Annotated in this window: 14 protein-coding genes; 3 read left to right on the plus strand and 11 right to left on the minus strand. The window is 71.5% G+C overall.

Translation table 11 applies throughout. The annotated features are described in order from the left end of the window. Nucleotides 1–245 precede the first annotated feature (245 nt). On the minus strand, nucleotides 246–440 hold the full coding sequence (locus AB0M67_RS32620; protein ID WP_030350089.1) for a DUF3046 domain-containing protein: 195 nt from the start codon (nucleotides 438–440) through the stop codon (nucleotides 246–248). Between the two features lie 79 nt (nucleotides 441–519). Here AB0M67_RS32620 and AB0M67_RS32625 point away from each other — a divergent pair, with 79 nt between their 5' ends. Continuing rightward, nucleotides 520–1515, plus strand: a complete 996-nt coding sequence (locus AB0M67_RS32625) for a hypothetical protein (RefSeq protein WP_365751168.1) — start codon at nucleotides 520–522, stop codon at nucleotides 1513–1515. A 77-nt stretch (nucleotides 1516–1592) separates the two neighbouring features. On the opposite strand, the gene AB0M67_RS32630 is transcribed toward AB0M67_RS32625, so the two are convergent. The 3 genes from AB0M67_RS32630 to AB0M67_RS32640 form a co-directional block, all read right to left on the minus strand. Then, nucleotides 1593–1901: an AzlD domain-containing protein gene (locus AB0M67_RS32630; protein ID WP_365751169.1), complete on the minus strand. Its 309-nt coding sequence runs from the start codon at nucleotides 1899–1901 to the stop codon at nucleotides 1593–1595. Beyond that, nucleotides 1898–2557: an AzlC family ABC transporter permease gene (locus tag AB0M67_RS32635; RefSeq protein WP_365751182.1), complete on the minus strand. Its 660-nt coding sequence runs from the start codon at nucleotides 2555–2557 to the stop codon at nucleotides 1898–1900. The genes AB0M67_RS32630 and AB0M67_RS32635 overlap by 4 nt, the downstream gene beginning before the upstream one ends. A 296-nt stretch (nucleotides 2558–2853) precedes the next feature. Beyond that, complete coding sequence (locus AB0M67_RS32640; protein WP_365751170.1) at nucleotides 2854–3687, minus strand: AraC family transcriptional regulator; 834 nt, start codon at nucleotides 3685–3687, stop codon at nucleotides 2854–2856. A gap of 121 nt (nucleotides 3688–3808) precedes the next feature. Between AB0M67_RS32640 and AB0M67_RS32645 the strand changes: the two genes are divergently transcribed. Together AB0M67_RS32645 and AB0M67_RS32650 are read left to right on the plus strand one after the other, a co-directional pair. After that, the gene (locus AB0M67_RS32645; protein WP_365751171.1) at nucleotides 3809–8455 is read left to right on the plus strand and encodes an ATP-dependent helicase; all 4647 of its coding nucleotides are present in this window, start codon (nucleotides 3809–3811) and stop codon (nucleotides 8453–8455) included. Between the two features lie 18 nt (nucleotides 8456–8473). Then, nucleotides 8474–9232, plus strand: coding sequence for a DNA-formamidopyrimidine glycosylase family protein (locus AB0M67_RS32650; RefSeq protein WP_365751172.1), 759 nt, complete (start codon nucleotides 8474–8476; stop codon nucleotides 9230–9232). Between the two features lie 136 nt (nucleotides 9233–9368). On the opposite strand, the gene AB0M67_RS32655 is transcribed toward AB0M67_RS32650, so the two are convergent. The 7 genes from AB0M67_RS32655 to AB0M67_RS32685 all read right to left on the minus strand — a co-directional run bounded on the left by AB0M67_RS32655 (nucleotide 9369) and on the right by AB0M67_RS32685 (nucleotide 17193). Then, nucleotides 9369–9557: a hypothetical protein gene (locus AB0M67_RS32655; protein WP_365751173.1), complete on the minus strand. Its 189-nt coding sequence runs from the start codon at nucleotides 9555–9557 to the stop codon at nucleotides 9369–9371. A gap of 353 nt (nucleotides 9558–9910) precedes the next feature. After that, on the minus strand, nucleotides 9911–10294 hold the full coding sequence (locus tag AB0M67_RS32660; protein WP_030350081.1) for a helix-turn-helix transcriptional regulator: 384 nt from the start codon (nucleotides 10292–10294) through the stop codon (nucleotides 9911–9913). 109 nt (nucleotides 10295–10403) lie between these two features. Further along, on the minus strand, nucleotides 10404–10895 hold the full coding sequence (locus AB0M67_RS32665; protein ID WP_365751183.1) for a nicotinamide-nucleotide amidohydrolase family protein: 492 nt from the start codon (nucleotides 10893–10895) through the stop codon (nucleotides 10404–10406). Nucleotides 10896–10984: 89 nt separating this feature from the next. Then, nucleotides 10985–11677: a CDP-diacylglycerol--glycerol-3-phosphate 3-phosphatidyltransferase gene (gene pgsA, locus AB0M67_RS32670; RefSeq protein ID WP_365751174.1), complete on the minus strand. Its 693-nt coding sequence runs from the start codon at nucleotides 11675–11677 to the stop codon at nucleotides 10985–10987. Then, nucleotides 11674–13191 carry a 30S ribosomal protein S12 methylthiotransferase RimO gene (gene rimO / locus AB0M67_RS32675; RefSeq protein ID WP_365751175.1) on the minus strand — a complete coding sequence of 506 codons (1518 nt, stop codon included), beginning with the start codon at nucleotides 13189–13191 and terminating at the stop codon, nucleotides 11674–11676. Before rimO ends, pgsA begins: the two co-directional genes overlap by 4 nt. 49 nt (nucleotides 13192–13240) lie before the next feature. Beyond that, nucleotides 13241–14077 (minus strand): helix-turn-helix domain-containing protein, encoded by an 837-nt coding sequence (locus AB0M67_RS32680; RefSeq protein WP_365751184.1) that lies wholly within the window; start codon nucleotides 14075–14077, stop codon nucleotides 13241–13243. A gap of 275 nt (nucleotides 14078–14352) precedes the next feature. Continuing rightward, nucleotides 14353–17193 carry a DNA translocase FtsK gene (locus AB0M67_RS32685; protein ID WP_365751176.1) on the minus strand — a complete coding sequence of 947 codons (2841 nt, stop codon included), beginning with the start codon at nucleotides 17191–17193 and terminating at the stop codon, nucleotides 14353–14355. Nucleotides 17194–17436 lie beyond the last annotated feature (243 nt).

Raw genomic sequence — 17436 nt, forward strand, 5'->3', positions numbered from 1 at the left:
GGTGCGGGATCCGGCGGAGGGATCGGCGGTCGGAGGTCCGGTGCGGAGTTGTCGGTCGGTGCCACTGAGCAAGTGTCGCCTACCGCTGTGACAACCTGCCCCACGGTCGGACGAAATCACATCGGCTTCGCATCACATCGGCTTGGCATCACATCGGCTTGGCATCACATCGGCTTCGCATCACATCGCCTCCAAGGACGCCGTACCGCTCGCCCCTGACCCTGGAGTGGTGCCGAGCCCGCGGGTCAGCGCTTCTCGGGTGGAATCCCCATGGCGACGCAGACCCCGCGCCAGACGTCCTTCGCCTCCCAGCCCGCTTCCAGTGCCTCGTGGACCGTACGCCCGCCCAGCTCCGCCATCACATGGTCGCGGGCGAAGGAGTCGGCGTAGGCCGCGCCGAAGTGGTCCGCCATGCGCTCCCAGAAAATCGTCAACCGCATGCCACCAGTATCCCGCCCCTGAGAGTGCAGCCCGGCCGGTCCCCCTTGCTCGGTACCGGTTCCGCTCTACGGTCGGAACATGGCCGGCACCGCAGCATCCTCCGAGTCCTCAGGGTCCTCCGGGTCCTCCCCGTCCTCCCCGTCCTCGGTGTCTCTCCCGTCGCCCCTCTCCCGGGCCGAGCACTTCATCTGGCTCACGGCCCGGGTACTCGAACAGCGGCGTTTCGCCTATCACTTCCTGGACAGAGGGACCGGTCGGGGCCACGGCGCCGAGGCCGTCGAGGCGGCCCTCACCGCGTACCGCGAGGAGGACGGCGGGTACGGTCACGGGCTCGAACCCGATCTCCGCGGCCCGGTGAGCCAGCCGCTGCACACGGCACACGCGCTGCGCGTACTCGACTCCATCGGCCGCTGCGACGGGCTGCGGGTCGAGCGGATCTGCCGCTATCTCACGGCGGTCTCCACGGCCGAGGGCGCGCTGCCCGCCGTCCACCCGTCCCTGCGCGGCTATCCGTACGCGCCCTGCCTCCCGGTCGTCGACGATCCGCCGGGCGACCTGCTGGCGACGGGCCCGGTGGTCGGGCTGCTCCACCGCAACGAGGTCTGGCACGCCTGGCTCTTCCGCGCCACCGACTTCTGCTGGGCGGCCGTCGAAGGGCTGGAGGAGTCACATCCGTACGAGATCGAGGCGGCGGTGGCCTTCCTGGACGGCGTCCCCGACCGGGCGCGGGCCGAGGCGGCGGCGGACCGCCTCGGCCGGCTCGTACGGGCGCGCGGGCTGGTGGTACTGAATCCGTCGCGCCGCGCGGAGTACCCCGTACCACCGGCGTACGCGCCGGGCGAGCACCACTTCCCGTACGACTACGCGCGCGTGCCCGAGTCACTGGCCCGCGCCTGGTTCACGGACGAGGAGATGGAACGATCGCTCGACCATCTGGCCGGTCTTCAGCGGGCGGACGGCGGCTGGCCGGTCGCCCGGCGCGCGTGGACACCGGGGACGGCGCTGGAGACTCGGCCGATCGTGACCATCGAGGCGCTGCGGACACTGCGCGCCCACGGCCGTGCCATCGGTTGACGCCATCAGGACCTGACAAGCGTCAGGGCCTGTCCGGCGGATCCTCACGGGACAAGGCCCAAACCGTCGAGCCCGCTTCAACCGCCGAGCGCCCGCACCCCCGCCGTAACGACCACAGCCGCCCCCACGACCACCAGGAACGGGGCGCGCAGCACCAACGCGAGAGCCGCCGCGGCGAGCCCCGCGCCCCGGGCGTCCAGCACGAGTGCGCCGTTCGCGCTGAAGGTCTGCTGTGCGGTCAGCGCGGCGAGCAGGGCCACGGGCAGCAGGGCCGACAGCCGCTGGACGAGGGGGCGCTCCAGCGCGCCCGCTGGCACGAGCAGGCCCAGAAGTTTGACGAGGTAGCAGCCGACGGCGGTCGCGCCGATCGCGATCCAGATGTTCAACGGTCCGTTCCCTTCCGACGAGCGCCGAATCCGCGGCCTTGGAGCCAGAGGACGGCGGGTGCGGCCAGCGCCGCGACGAGCACCGGGACACCGGCGGGCAGTACGGGCAGGAAACCGAGCCCCAGGACCACGGCGATCCCCGCGACCGCCCGCTCGGTGGCCGTACGCAGCATCGGTGCGAGCAGGGCGAGGAAGACGGCGGGTCCCGCCGCGTCGAGTCCCCAGGCGTCGGTGTCGCCAAGGGCTTCGGCACCCAGGGCCCCGCCCAGGGTGGTGAGGTTCCACAGGACGTAGAGCGTGAGCCCGGTGACGGTGAAGCCGATGCGGGCACTGCGCCGGGTGGGCTGGGCGAGCGCGACGGCGGTGGTCTCGTCGATCACCCACTGGGCGGCGAACGGGCGTACCGGCCCGGGCAGCCGCAGCAGCTGGGAGAGCCTGAGCCCGTAGAAGGCGTTGCGCACGCCGAGGAAGAACGCGCCCGCGGCGGCGGTGAGCGGATTGCCGCCCGCCGCGAGCGCGCCGACCAGTGCGAACTGCGAGGCGCCGGTGAAGACCAGCAGGCTGAGCGCACAGGTCTGGAGAACGGTGAGCCCCGCGCCCGCCGCGGTGACGCCGAAGGCGAAGCCGGAGAGCCCGACGGCGATGCCGACGCCCAGGGCGTCGCGTACGACGGCCGAGTCGGACTTGGGCTCGGGCTCGGGCTTGGGAAGGGGAGCGGGGACGGGGACGGGAGCGGAGTCGGGCTCCGGGGCGCTCCGGGCGGGACCGTGCGCCGGTATGTCCGCGGACGCGGACGCTGTCTGTTCTGCCACGTCAGGGACGTTACGCGGGGTGCGCGGACCGGGTCTTGTACGTTCTTGCGCCCCGCGCCCCGCGCCCCCGACCCCCCGCCCCACGCCTCGCGACCCCCGACCCGCGGCCCCGCAACCCGCGACCCCGCGACAAGGCAGGCTCAGCCCCCGGAGGCCGCCGTCCGCTCCTTACGGTAGGCACCGGGCGGCACCCCGACGATCCGGGTGAAATGACGGTTCAGATGGGGCTGGTCGGAGAACCCGACGGCCACGGCCACCTCGGCCGGTGTCGTACCGCCGTCCAGCAGGTGCCGGGCCCGGCGCACCCGAGCGTCCGTGAGCCAGGTGTGCGGCGGCAGCCCGTAGGTGCTCCTGAAGGCCCGCAGCAGCGCGAAGGGGCTGGTGCCGAGGTCCGCCGCGAGCCGTTCCAGGGACGGCGGGTCCGCCATCCGCTCCTCCAGCACGGCACGCGCGCGTGCCGCGATCCGCGCCCCGGCGCCCCTCACCTGGCGCCGCCGGAGCGGCCCGCCGTTCAGCCGCAGCAGCCGGGTCACCGCGACCCTCAGCAGCGTGTCGGCGGCGAGCGCGTTGCCCTCGTCGGCCGCGCGCAGCACTTGGTGGACGAGGCGCGTGGTGTACGGATCGTCCACCACGGGGGCGACGAAGCCGGGCGTACCGCGGATCGTCGTGGTCTCCGCGGCGATGGAGGCGATGACGTCGACGGCCGGGTAGACGGCCCCGTATCGCCAGCCCTCGGGGCCCTGGGCATGGCCGGTGTGCGGGGTCTCGGGGTTGATCAGCGCGAGCGAGCCGGGACCGGCGTACTGAACGCCGCCTCCGTGGTGGAAGACGTCGACGCCGTCCGTGATCGCGGCGATGACGAAGGTCTCGTGGGTGTGCCGCAGAAACGTCTTGTCTATGTAGCGGGCACGCAGCAGATCGACGCCCGGCAGCTCGGAATAGCGCCAGTGCCGTGCCTGCTCCCGCCGTGCCATGGGTCCATTCTGCGCCGCCGGTCCCGGGTCCGCGCCGCGGGTCCCCGGTCCGCGCCGCCGGTCCCGGGGGCGTTTGCCGAGGTCCGGGCGATTGTCAGTGGCGGGGTGCACGATGGGGGGCATGGCACGCTCCGCGCTCGACTCCTTCTCTCCCGCGACCCGAGGCTGGTTCACGGGGGCTTTCTCCGCGCCCACCGCGGCGCAGGAGGGGGCCTGGCGTGCCATCCAGGAGGGCTCGGACGTGCTGGTCGTGGCCCCGACCGGCTCGGGCAAGACGCTGGCCGCCTTCCTCGCCGCCCTTGACCAGCTGGCTTCGCAGCCGCCGCCCGCCGAGGCGAGGAAGCGCTGCCGGGTGCTGTATGTATCACCGCTCAAGGCGCTGGCCGTCGACGTGGAGCGCAATCTGCGCAGTCCGCTCACGGGAATCCGGCAGGAGTCCGTGCGGCGCGGGCTGCCGGAGCCGGAGGTCCGGGTCGGTATCCGCTCCGGTGACACCCCGGCCGCCGAGCGCCGCTCAATCGCCACGAAGCCGCCGGACATCCTGATCACCACCCCCGAGTCGCTGTTCCTGATGCTCACGTCCTCGGCGCGGGACGCGCTCGCCGGGATCGAGACGGTGATCCTGGACGAGGTGCACGCCGTCGCGGGGACGAAGCGGGGCGCTCATCTCGCCCTCTCCCTGGAGCGGCTCGACGAGCTGCTGCCGCGCCCCGCCCGCCGGATCGGTCTGTCGGCGACGGTGCGTCCGGTGGAGGAGGTCGCGCGCTATCTGTCGCCGCAGCGCAGGGTGGAGATCGTCCAGCCGCGCTCCGGCAAGGAGTTCGACCTCTCCGTGGTCGTGCCGGTAGAGGATCTGGGCGAGCTGGGCGGCTCCCCCGCGTCGGAGACGGACAGCGCGGACAAGCCGTCGATCTGGCCGCATGTGGAGGAGCGGATCGCCGATCTCGTCCAAGCGCATACCTCCACGATCGTCTTCGCCAATTCCCGGCGGCTGGCGGAGCGGTTGTGCAACCGGTTGAACGAGATCGCGTACGAGCGGGCCATGGGCTCGGTCCCGGACGCGTCCGGGACCGCCCGGGCGATGCCCGAGGACCACGCACCGGCTGAGCTGATGGGCCAGTCCGGCGCGGCCAGGGGAGCGCCGGCCCTACTGGCCCGCGCGCACCACGGCTCGGTCTCCAAGGAGCAGCGTGCCCAGGTCGAGGAGGACCTCAAGGCGGGGCGGCTGCCCGCTGTCGTGGCCACGTCCAGTCTGGAGCTGGGCATCGACATGGGTGCGGTGGATCTGGTGATCCAGGTCGAGTCGCCGCCCTCGGTCGCCTCGGGTCTCCAGCGGGTCGGCCGGGCGGGACACCAGGTGGGCGCGGTCTCCACGGGAGTCGTCTTCCCCAAGTACCGCGGCGATCTCGTCCAGGCCGCCGTGGTCACCGAGCGGATGCGCACCGGCGCCATCGAGGCCCTGCGCATCCCCGCGAATCCCCTCGACGTGCTGGCCCAGCAGCTGGTCGCCATGGTCGCCCTGGACACCAGACAGGCCGACGATCTGCTCGCCCTGACCCGCCGCGCCGCGCCGTTCGCCTCGCTGCCCGAGTCGGCGTTCACGGCCGTGCTGGACATGCTCGCCGGGCGCTATCCCTCCGACGCCTTCGCGGAGCTGCGTCCGCGCGTGGTGTGGGACCGCGTGGCCGGTACGGTCACGGGCCGCCCGGGCGCGCAGCGGCTCGCCGTCACCTCCGGTGGCACGATCCCCGACCGGGGGCTCTTCGGTGTCTTCCTCGCCGGAGCCGATCCGAAGAAGGGCGGCGGCAGGGTCGGCGAGCTGGACGAGGAGATGGTGTACGAGTCCCGGGTGGGTGATGTCTTCACCCTGGGCACGACCTCCTGGCGGATCGAGGACATCACCCGTGACCGGGTCCTGGTCACCCCGGCCCCCGGCACCCCGGGCCGGCTGCCTTTCTGGAAGGGCGACCAGCTGGGCCGTCCGCTGGAGCTGGGCCGCGCGGTGGGCGCGTTTCTGCGCGAGGTGGGCGCCCTCTCCGAGGAGGACGCCAGACTGCGGCTGCTGACCGCGGGCCTCGACGCCTGGGCCGCCGGCAATGTGCTGTCGTATCTGGACGAACAGCGCCGCGCCTGCGGTCATGTCCCCGATGACCGGACGATCCTCGTCGAGCGGTTCCGCGACGAGCTGGGCGACTGGCGTGTGGTGATCCACTCCCCGTTCGGCGCCCAGGTGCACGCGCCGTGGGCGCTGGCCCTCGGCGCCCGGCTCTCCGAGCGGTACGGCATGGACGCGCAGGTCATGCACGCCGACGACGGCATCGTGCTGCGGCTCCCCGACGCCGATCTGATGGGCCTGGACCTCCTCGATGAGGAACCGGACCGTCTCAGCACGGCGTTCGACAGCGAACAGGCGCCCATCGGAGCCGCGGACGTCGCCTTCGACGGCGGCGAGATCCGCGGGATCGTCACCGACCAGGTGGGCGGCTCCGCGCTGTTCGCCTCCCGGTTCCGGGAATGCGCCGCGCGGGCGCTGCTGCTCCCCCGCCGGAGCCCGGGCAAACGCACCCCGCTGTGGCAGCAGCGCCAGCGCGCCTCCCAGCTCCTCCAAGTGGCGAGCGAGTTCGGCTCGTTCCCGATCGTGCTGGAGGCGGTCCGGGAATGCCTCCAGGATGTCTTCGACGTCCCCGGTCTCACGGAACTGATGGGCGACATCGAGTCCCGGCGGGTCCGGCTGATCGAGGTCACCACCCCCGAACCCTCCCCCTTCGCCCGCTCGCTGCTCTTCGGCTATGTCGCGCAGTTCCTGTACGAGGGCGACTCACCCCTCGCGGAGCGGCGGGCCGCCGCGCTGTCCCTGGACTCCCGGCTGCTGGCCGAGCTGCTGGGCCAGGCCGAGCTGCGTGAGCTGCTCGACCCGGAAGTCCTCACCGAGCTGGAACGGGAGCTCCAGTGGCTCACCGAGGACCGCCGCGTCAAGGACCTGGAAGGGGTCGCCGATCTGCTGCGGGTCCTCGGCCCGCTCACCGACGCGGAGTTGGCCGAGCGCGGCGCGCGGCCCTCCTGGGCGGAGGATCTCGCGACCGCCCGCCGCGCCATCAGGGTGAGGATCGGCGGAGCCGATCACTGGGCGGCGGTCGAGGACGCGGGCCGCCTGCGGGACGCCCTGGGCACGGCGCTCCCGGTCGGTGTCCCCGAGGCCTTCACGGAGCCGGTGAAGGACCCCCTGGGCGATCTCCTCGCCCGCTACGCCCGTACGCACGGCCCGTTCACCTCGAACGCGGCGGCCGAGCGGTTCGGTCTCGGCCCGGCGGTCACGGACGGCGCGCTCCAGCGGCTCGCCGCGAGCTCCCGGGTCGTGCAGGGCGAGTTCCACCCTTCCGGAATCGGCCAGGAGTGGTGCGACGCCACGGTCCTGCGCCGGCTGCGCCGCCGCTCGCTCGCGGCGCTGCGCCAGGAGCTGGAGCCGGTGGCGCCGGCCGCTCTCGCCGCCTTCCTCCCGCAGTGGCAGCATCTGCACGGCCACAACCTGCGGGGTATCGACGGACTCGCCCGTGCCGTGGAGCAGTTGCAGGGTGCTCCCGTTCCGGCGTCGGCGCTGGAGAAGCTGATTCTGCCGTCCCGGGTCTCCGGCTACACACCCGCGCTCCTGGACGAACTGACCACCACGGGCGAGGTCCTGTGGGCCGGAGCGGGCGCCCTGCCCGGCAAGGACGGCTGGGTCTCGCTCTATCTCGCCGACGCCGCACCGCTGTTGCTCCCGCCCCCGCACCCCTTGGAGCTGACCGCCCTCCATGAATCGGTGCTGGCCACGCTCTCGGGCGGCTACGGCCTGTTCTTCCGGCAGATCACCGACCAGGTCCGGGCCACCACCCACCCGGATGTGACCGATCCTCAACTGGCCGACGCCGTATGGGATCTCGCCTGGTCGGGCCGGCTCACCAACGACACCCTGGCGCCGCTGCGCTCGCTGCTCGGCTCGGGCCGTACGGCGGGCTCCACGGCGCACCGCGCCCGGCGCCCGGTGCCGCGGGGGCGGTACGGCACGCTCACGGCCGCGGCCCGCCCCGCCTCCCGTACGGGCCCGCCCACCGTCAGTGGCCGCTGGTCGCTGCTGCCCGCCCAGGAGCCGGAGCCCACGCACCGCGCCCACGCGCTCGCCCGTACCCTCCTCGACCGCCACGGGGTGGTGACCCGGGGCGCGGTCGCGGCCGAGGGGGTCGCCGGCGGCTTCTCGGCGGTGTACCGCGTCCTGTCCGCCTTCGAGGACAGCGGCCAGGCCCGTCGGGGCTATGTCGTGGAGGGCCTGGGCGCGGCCCAGTTCACGATGGACGGCGCCGTCGACCGGCTGCGCGCGGCGGCGACGGCCCGTGACCGCGCCGACGCACACCCCTCGCCCCGCGCGGTGGTGCTGGCCGCCGCCGACCCCGCCAACGCCTATGGGGCCGCGCTTCCCTGGCCGGATCCCCCGGACGGCGCGGGCCACAAACCGGGCCGCAAGGCCGGCTCCCTCGTGGTTCTCGTGGACGGCGAGCTGACCCTCTACATGGAGCGCGGCGGCAAGACACTGCTGGCCTGGCCCACCGATCCGGAAGACCCCTCGCTCCGGGCCGCCGCGGAAGCCCTGGCGAGCGCGGCCCGCGCGGGGGCTCTCGGTACGGTCACGGTGGAGCGTACGAACGGCACTCCTGCCCTGACATCCCCCCTCGGGCGCGCCCTGGAGTCCGCCGGCTTCCACGCCACCCCCCGGGGCCTGCGCCTGCGGGCCTGAGCATGCGAGCCTGAAACCATGCCCGAGGGAGACACCGTCTGGCAGGCCGCCCAGCGCCTGCACACCGCGCTCGCGGGGCACCGGCTGATCCGCTCGGACCTGCGGGTACCCCGGTTCGCGACCGCCGATCTCACCGGCCGGACCGTCCTCGACGTCACACCGCGCGGCAAGCATCTGCTCACCCGTATCGAGGGCGGCCTCACCCTCCACTCACATCTGCGCATGGACGGTTCCTGGAAGGTCTACGCCCCGGGTGAGCGCTGGACCGGCGGTGCGGCGCACCAGATCCGGGCCATCCTCGGCACCTCCGAGCGCACGGCCGTGGGCTATCGCCTCCCCGTCCTCGAACTGCTCCGCACCGGCGACGAGGAGCGGGTGGTGGGCCATCTCGGCCCCGATCTGCTCGGTCCGGACTGGGACGCGGCCAGGGCCCTGCGCAACCTGCTGTCCCACCCCGCGCGCCCCGTCGGGGAGGCACTGCTCGATCAGCGCAACCTCGCCGGAGTCGGCAATATCTTCAAGTCCGAGACGTGCTTCCTCGTTCGCGCGAACCCCTGGCTGCCGATCGGCGAACTCCCCTCGCCCGAACGCCTGGTGACCGCGGCGAAGAAGCTGCTCGAAGCGAACCGGAACCGTCCGGGCGGCTCTCGGCGGCTGTATGTCTACGGCCGCGCGGGCCGCCCCTGCCCCCGCTGCGGCACCTCGATCCGTACGGCCGAACAGGACGGCCGGCCCACCTACTGGTGCCCGCTCTGCCAGTCGGCCGCCACCAGTTGACGGTTGACGTAGCAGCTGTCGCACACGTTCAAGCAGACGTTCAAGCACGCGTTGACGTACACAGTGACGTACGCCCCGACGCCTGCGGGTAGTTGGCATGCTCCCGCACGAGTCGGCGCCGTCAGCTGACGGCGCCTCACAGCCTGGGGCGACGCTGTCGCGCCGACGCGACATGCACCGGCAGCAGGCTCAGCCCCCAGCCGCCCGCCGCCACCGCCCCTTCCACCAGTCCGGTGTCCTCGGGCACCAGCACGATGCGCAGTACGGCCCACCACCACACCACGCCCAGAGCGAGCGCCGGCAGAAGGATCCATCGCCTTGCCATGGCTGCCTCCTCCGGCCGACCCTAGCCACGCACGATCACCCGCCGGGAGGGCGCATCGGGTGCACTACCCGGCGTGCGCGCGTACCCCCGGTCGCGCCCCTGCCGCAGCGACAGCGCGGCAGGGGCGCGGCCGGCCCCTCGTCCTTCGACCGGAGCTCCGGGCCAGTCAGGCACTCTCCGCCCGGGACTTCCGGGCGCCTTCCCGTTTCCGGTCACAGTTCTTTGGATCACAGTTCGGTACGCACGCAAGTTCCACCATGACATAAATGCAACAAAACGGGCATTTGGGAAAGACGTGAGCCCCGGCCGGCATCACTGCCGACCGGGGCTCACGTCAAAGCCACAAAGCTTCGTCAGGCGGCGACGACATCCACCGCCTCCGCGGGCGCCTTGATCGTCACCCGCTCCGTCGGCACTCCGGCCACCGACGTCACAGAGACGGAATTGAGCATTGGACGTACTGCCGCGGGCACCGGCTCGTTCGCCGCCGCCGACGCGGCCAGCTCGGCCAACGACAGCTCGTCACTCACTTCACGCATGAGCTCTGACATCCGTACGTCAAGCGCGTCGCAGATCGCCGAGAGCAGTTCGGAGGAAGCCTCCTTCTGCCCCCGTTCCACCTCGGAGAGATAACCGAGCGAGACCCGGGCGGACGAGGAGACTTCGCGCAGAGTACGGCCCTGGCGCTGGCGCTGCCGACGCAGCACGTCACCAAGCAGGCGACGGAGCAGAATCATCGGTGGCTCCCTCCTCGGACCGCGTAGCCGCATCCTTCACGCCCCACCGTACCGCCTAGTGCCGCGGCCGTGCGGGGAGCGATGTCGTGTTCACTCAGGGCTGCAAACATCAATTCCCCCCGTTCTGTTCCGTATCCTGTGCCCGCCCGTTCCCGGAGAGTTCGCTGAGGAGCAGACCGAGCACGCTCCGTACACTCTCTTTACGGATGTCCGCCCGGCCGCCGTTCAACCGCGGTGCGGCCACTTTCCCCACACCTTCCGGTCCCACCACCGCCACGTACACGGTGCCGACGGGCTGCCCGTCCTGCGGATCGGGGCCCGCGACCCCGGTGGTCGCCGCTCCCCAGCCGGCCCCGAGAACCCGGCGCACCCCGGCCGCCATCTGGAGCGCCACCTCGGGGTCCACGGCGCCGCGCTCCTCCAGAAGGGTTCCGTCGACGCCCAGAACATCCCGTTTGAGGTCCGTCGCGTAGGCCGTGACGGACCCGCGGAAGGTCCGGGAGGCACCGGGGACCGCCGTGAGCTCCGCGGCCACCAGACCGCCGGTGAGGGATTCCGCGACGGCCAGCGTCCCGCCGCGCCCGGCCAGGATCTCCAGCACCCGGGCCGCCCGGTCAGCGGCCGAGCGCGTCTCCCCGCCACTGTCCGGCACCACGCCACTGTCCGGCACCGCCGAGTGCCGTACGGCACTCACCGCGTGGACTCCGCCGCCGCACGCTCCGCGGCAAGCCCCTGGCGCCGCAGAACGACCGCCTGCCGTACGTAGTCGAGTCCGGTGAGCACGGTCAGCGCGACGGCCACGGCCATCACCCAGAACCGCAGCGTGGCCAGCGGCCCGGTCAGCGCGAGTACGTACATCCCCACGGCCACGCCCTGCGCCAGCGTCTTCATCTTGCCGCCGCGGCTGGCCGGAATGACCCCGTGCCTGATCACCCAGAACCGCATGAGCGTGATCCCGAGTTCACGGAAAAGGATGACGCCCGTCACCCACCACGGCAGATCGCCGAGCGCGGAGAGACAGATCAGCGCCGCTCCCATGATCGCCTTGTCCGCTATCGGGTCGGCGATCTTCCCGAAGTCGGTGACCAGGTTGTACGCCCGCGCCAGATGCCCGTCGAAGACATCCGTGATCATGGCGACGGCGAAGGCGGCCCAGGCCCAGGCGCGCCAGACGGGGTCGAAACCGCCGTCCTGGAGCAGCAGCAGGACGAAGCCGGGGACAAGCACCAGCCGCATCATCGTGAGGATATTGGCGATGTTCCAGAGACTGGCCTGATTGACCGCCGCGGCCCCCAGCTTGCCGCCGGGCGCCTGTTTCGAGCCGTTGCCACCCGGCACCGGTGTCGCGCCGCCGCCCGCCGCGGACGCCGGGACTCCGGTCATCTGGCAGCCTCCTCGCCCGGCATCCGGGAGCCGTCCCCCGGAAGCTCGTGATACTCGGCCACGAGATCCACGCCCTCGGTACCGACCACCTTGGCCTCGACCATAAGTCCGGGGCGCAGACCCTCGCCGGAGGTGAAGATCACCTGGCCGTCGGTCTCCGGTGCCTGGTGCGCCGCGCGGCCGACCGCCGCCTCCCCGTTCCCGCCCTCCGGGTCGATCGACTCGACGAGCACCTCCAGGCTCTCGCCGAGCCGCTCCTCGGCCCGCTGGGAGGTCAGTTCCTCCGCCAGCCGGGACAGGTGCGCCAGCCGCTCGGCGATCACATCGCCGTCCAGCTTGTCGGCGTAGGTAGCGGCCTCCGTACCGTCCTCGTCCGAGTAACCGAAGACGCCGATGGCGTCGAGCCGCGCCCCGTTCAGAAAGCGCTCAAGCTCGGCGAAGTCCGCCTCCGTCTCGCCGGGGAAGCCGACGATGAAGTTGGAGCGCACACCGGCCTGCGGCGCCTTGCCTCTGATGGTCTCCAGCAGCTCCAGGAAGCGGTCGGTGTCCCCGAAGCGGCGCATCGCGCGCAGCACACCCGGAGCGGAGTGCTGGAAGGACAGATCGAAGTACGGCGCGACCTTGGGCGTCGAGGTCAGGACGTCGATCAGCCCCGGCCGCATCTCGGCGGGCTGGAGGTAGCTGACCCGCACCCGCTCGATCCCGTCGACGGCCGCCAGCTCCGGCAGGAGCGTCTCCAGCAGCCGGATGTCACCGAGATCCTTGCCGTACGAGGTGTTGTTCTCGGAGACGAGCATGACCTCCTTGACGCCCTGCTCGGCCAGCCAGCGCGTCTCGCCCAGCACATCGGAGGGGCGCCGGGAGATGAAGGAGCCGCGGAACGAGGGAATGGCGCAGAAGGAGCAGCGCCGGTCGCAGCCGGAGGCGAGCTTCACGGAGGCGACGGGGCTGCGGTCGAGCCGCCGCCGCAGGGGCGCGCGGGGCCCGGAGGCCGGAGCGACCCCTTCGGGAAGATCTTCGGGGGCCGGCGCCACCTCGGCCTGGGACTGCGCGTGGCCGGGCAGCGCCACGTCGGCGCCCTGGCGCTCGACCGGGCTGAGCGGCAGCAGCTTGCGCCGGTCACGGGGCGTGTGCGAGGCGTGGATGCCGCCGTTGAGGATGGTCTGGAGCCGGTCGGAGATATCGGCGTAGTCGTCGAATCCGAGCACACCGTCGGCCTCGGGAAGGGCTTCCGCCAGCTCCTTGCCGTACCGCTCGGCCATGCAGCCGACGGCCACGACGGCCTGGGTTCTGCCCTGATCCTTGAGATCGTTGGCTTCCAGCAGGGCGTCGACGGAATCCTTCTTCGCGGCTTCGACGAATCCACAGGTGTTGACGACGGCGACATCCGCCCCCGAGGCGTCCTCGACGAGCTCCCAGCCGTCCGCTGCCAAGCGGCCTGCGAGCTCCTCCGAGTCCACCTCGTTACGGGCGCAGCCAAGAGTGACAAGGGCGACGGTACGGCGTTCGGGCATGGGCTCAAGACTACTTTGTCCTGGCCCCGCCCCCGCCGTGCAGGGTTGCTCAGCCCGCCTCGGGGTCGCCCTGGGTGTACGAGAGTCGCTCAACCTGGCCCGGCTCGAACTCGTCCTCGACCTTCTTGCCGTTCACGAAGAGCTCGATCGCACCCGCGTTCCCGAGGATCAGGTCGATCTGCTCGTCGTCCTGGAAGGTCTTGGAGTCGCCCTTCTTCAGCGTTCCGTCGAACAGCAGCTTGCCGTTGGACGATTTGGCCGAGACCCAGCTCTTGTCGTCTATGGCCGACAGCTTCACCGTGACCTTGTCGAGCGGGGCGGCGGCGATGGCGCTGTCGGACGGCTCGGGCTTGGGGTCGGCCGACTTCGTGGGGCTCGGCTTGGTGCTCTTCGCGGGCTTCGCCCCTTCGGCGACCTGCTTGGTCTTCGCGCCGTCGTCCCCGCCGCCGAACGCCGTGAAGCCGACGAAGCCGACCACCGCCACGATCGCGGCGACCATGGCCGCGGTCCAGTTGGGACGGGGGCGCTCCGGCCGGATCCGCTCGGCCTCGAACAGTGGCGCCGCGGGCGTGGGCACCGGCCGCCCGCCGTGCTCGGAGTCGAACTGCTCGACCAGGGGCCCGGGATCGAGCCCGACCGCGCGAGCGATCATACGAATGTGGCCGCGGGCGTAGACATCGCCGCCGCAGCGCGAGAAATCGTCCTCCTCGATCGCGTGCACGATGGGGATGCGCACCCGCGTGGAGCCGCTGACCTCGTCGACGGTCAGATCCGCGGCGATACGGGCCCGCAGCAGCACCTGGCCGATCGAAGGCCGTTCCACCGCGGGGGAGTTGGTGTCGGAATCGGCGCCGTCGGGGACGTGGTCCTCGACCTGGCCGTCGATTTGGTCGTCGGGAGCGTTGCCGTCTGGGGAATCCGGGGACTTGCCGTCGGGGGATTTGCCGATGGACACGGGGGCGCCTTTCGAGCGTGTAGCCACCTGCTGGACGTTCAGTCTATGGGTGGTACGAAAGGGTGGGGCAACCGGGCGGACGCACTTTGTACGCCATCAGAATGGCCGGACGGCGTAGTGGAGGAACAAGACGCTCTTCCTCTCTCCAACTTGACGTATGCGCACGGGAAACGGTTGCCCTCGGATTGCCTCGGGATTCCTTTTCCCTACGCGGGAGACTCCCCGCGGATCACCGCGAGCACTCCATCGAGTTCGTCGGCCTTGACCAGGACGTCGCGGGCCTTGGAGCCTTCGCTCGGGCCGACGATGTTCCTCGATTCCATCAGGTCCATCAGCCGGCCGGCCTTGGCGAAGCCGACCCGCAGCTTCCGCTGAAGCATCGAGGTCGAACCGAATTGTGTGGAGACCACCAGTTCGGCCGCCTGGCAGAGAAGGTCGAGATCGTCGCCGATGTCCTCGTCGATCTCTTTCTTCTTCGCCGAGCCGACCACGACGTCGTCCCGGAAGACCGGTGCCATCTGATCCTTGCAGTGCTGGACGATCGCCGCGACCTCATCCTCGGTGACGAAGGCGCCCTGCATACGGGTCGGCTTGTTCGCTCCCATCGGAAGGAAGAGGCCGTCGCCCTTGCCGATCAGCTTCTCGGCGCCCGGCTGATCGAGGATGACCCGGCTGTCCGCCAGGGAGGACGTCGCGAACGCCAGCCGCGAGGGCACGTTCGCCTTGATCAGACCGGTGACGACATCGACCGACGGACGCTGGGTGGCCAGCACCAGATGGATCCCGGCGGCACGGGCCAACTGGGTGATACGGACGATCGAGTCCTCGACGTCACGCGGCGCGACCATCATCAGGTCCGCCAGCTCGTCCACGATCACCAGCAGATACGGATACGGCGACAGCTCACGCTCGCTGCCCTCCGGGGCCATGGCCTTGCCGTCGCGCACGGCCTTGTTGAAATCATCGATATGGCGGTACCCGTATGCCGCGAGGTCGTCGTAGCGCAGATCCATCTCCCGTACGACCCACTGAAGCGCCTCGGCGGCCCGCTTGGGGTTGGTGATGATCGGCGTGATCAGATGCGGGATGCCCTCGTACGCGGTCAGCTCGACCCGCTTGGGGTCGACAAGGACCATCCGCACGTCCTCCGGGGTCGCCCGGACCATCACCGACGTGATGAGGCAATTGATGCAGGACGACTTTCCGGAGCCGGTCGCGCCCGCGACCAGTACGTGCGGCATCTTCGCGAGGTTGGCCATCACGTAGCCGCCCTCAACGTCCTTGCCGAGCGCGACCAGCATCGGATGGTCGTCCTCGGCCGCGTCCGCGAGCCGTAGCACGTCACCGAGGTTGACCATCTCCCGGTCGGTGTTCGGGATCTCGATGCCGACCGCGGACTTGCCGGGGATCGGGGAGATGATCCGTACGTCGGGGCTGGCGACGGCGTACGCGATGTTCTTGGTGAGGGCGGTGATCCGCTCGACCTTCACGGCCGGGCCCAGCTCCACCTCGTACCGCGTGACCGTCGGGCCCCGGGTGAATCCGGTGACGGCCGCGTCGACCTTGAACTCCTTGAAGACATTGGTGAGCGAGGCGACGATGGCGTCATTGGCGGCGCTGCGCGTCTTGCCCGGGCCGCCGCGCTCCAGCAGGTCGAGCGAGGGCAGTGAGTAGGTGATGTCCCCGCGGAGTTGGAGCTGTTCGGCGCGCGGCGGCAGCGGCTTGTCCCGCGCGGGCGGCGGCTTGGTCAGATCCGCGACACCGGCCGTGCCCGCGGGCGCCCGCTCGGCCTCGCGCGCCGTAGGCAGGGGTACGGGGGGCTCCGCCGCGTCCTCGACCGGCGCTTCCTCGACCGGCTCCTCCAGAGGCTCCCGCCGCTCTCCGGGCCGCTGCCCCGGCTTGCGCGCCCGGTCCACGGAGACGCTCTGGGTGAGGTCCGCGACGATCGGCGAGGGCGGCATTCCGTTGAGGACGGCACCGTCGAGCGCTGCCGCGGCGGCCGCGGCCACATCCACGGCGTCCATGGGACGGTCCATGGACGGCTGTACGGAGGCCCTGCGCGGCCGGCGCCGCTTGGAGAGCGCCTCCACCTCGGCCCGGTCGGGGTCGTACTCCGCGGGGCCCCCGCCCCAGCGCGTGACCGGACGCCGCCCGCCGGAGGGCAGCGCCTCGCGCCACTGCTCGTCGTACCGCTCGTCGTCGTCGAACCGCTCGTCGTCGAACCGCTCCGGCTCAGGGTCGGGCTGGATGATCCCGAGCTTGGTGCCGAGCAGCCGCAGCCGCTGCGGGATGGCGGCGACGGGGGTGGCGGTGACGACCAGCAGGCCGAAGAGAGTGAGCAGCAGAAGCAGCGGTACGGCGAGAACCTCGCCCGTCGTGAAGATCAGTGGTGTGGAGGCGGCCCAGCCGATCAGTCCGCCGGCGTCCTGAATCGCTTCCGTGCCCTCGTCGCGCCCCGGGGCGCCGCACGCGACATGGACCAGCCCCAGCACGCCGATCACGAGCGCCGAGAGTCCGATGACGATCCGTCCGTTGGCCTCGGGCTTCTCGGGATAGAGGATCAGCCGGACGGCGATGGCGCCCAGCAGTATCGGCACCAGCAGATCGAGCCGGCCGAAGGCTCCGGTGATGAGCATCTCGACCAGATCGCCCACCGGTCCGCGCAGATTCGACCAGGTGCCCGCCGCGACGATGAGCGCGAGGCCGAGCAGCAACAGGGCCAGCCCGTCCTTGCGATGGGCCGGGTCGAGCCCCTTCGCTCCACGCCCTATGCCGCGGAACATCGCGCCGACGCCGTGCGCCGCTCCGAGCCAGACGGCGCGGACGAGCCGGTACACACCGCCGGTGGGGCTCGGTGCGGGTTTGGGTGCCGGCTTGGCGGCGGCCTTCTTCGCGGGAGCCTTCTTGACCGGTGCCTTCTTGGGCGCGGTCTTCTTCGCCGCGGTCTTCTTGGCGGGCGCCTTCGCGGCACCGGTCGTACGGCCGGCCCGCGGCTTTGCGGTGCCCGCCGTGCCCTGGGAACCCTTGCCGGACGTACGTGAGGCCATGGTGGTGAGGTTACCGGTGTGAACGGCCGGGGACACGTGTGCCCACCGCTTCACCCGTTCGTGTCGCTCACAACTCGGCAGGAAACTGACGCGGCTTCACCGGTCGCCGCGTCCCGCCACCCCTTCGGACACAGCGCCCGATTCGGACGTGCCCAGCTCGATTCGGCCAGCGCGAATCGACCGGTTCGGCCGGTTCGGTTGGTTCGGTTGGTTCGGTTGGTTCGGAACGTTTGGCCGGTTCGG

This window comes from Streptomyces sp. NPDC051662, assembly GCF_040681655.1.
GTDB lineage: Bacteria > Actinomycetota > Actinomycetes > Streptomycetales > Streptomycetaceae > Streptomyces.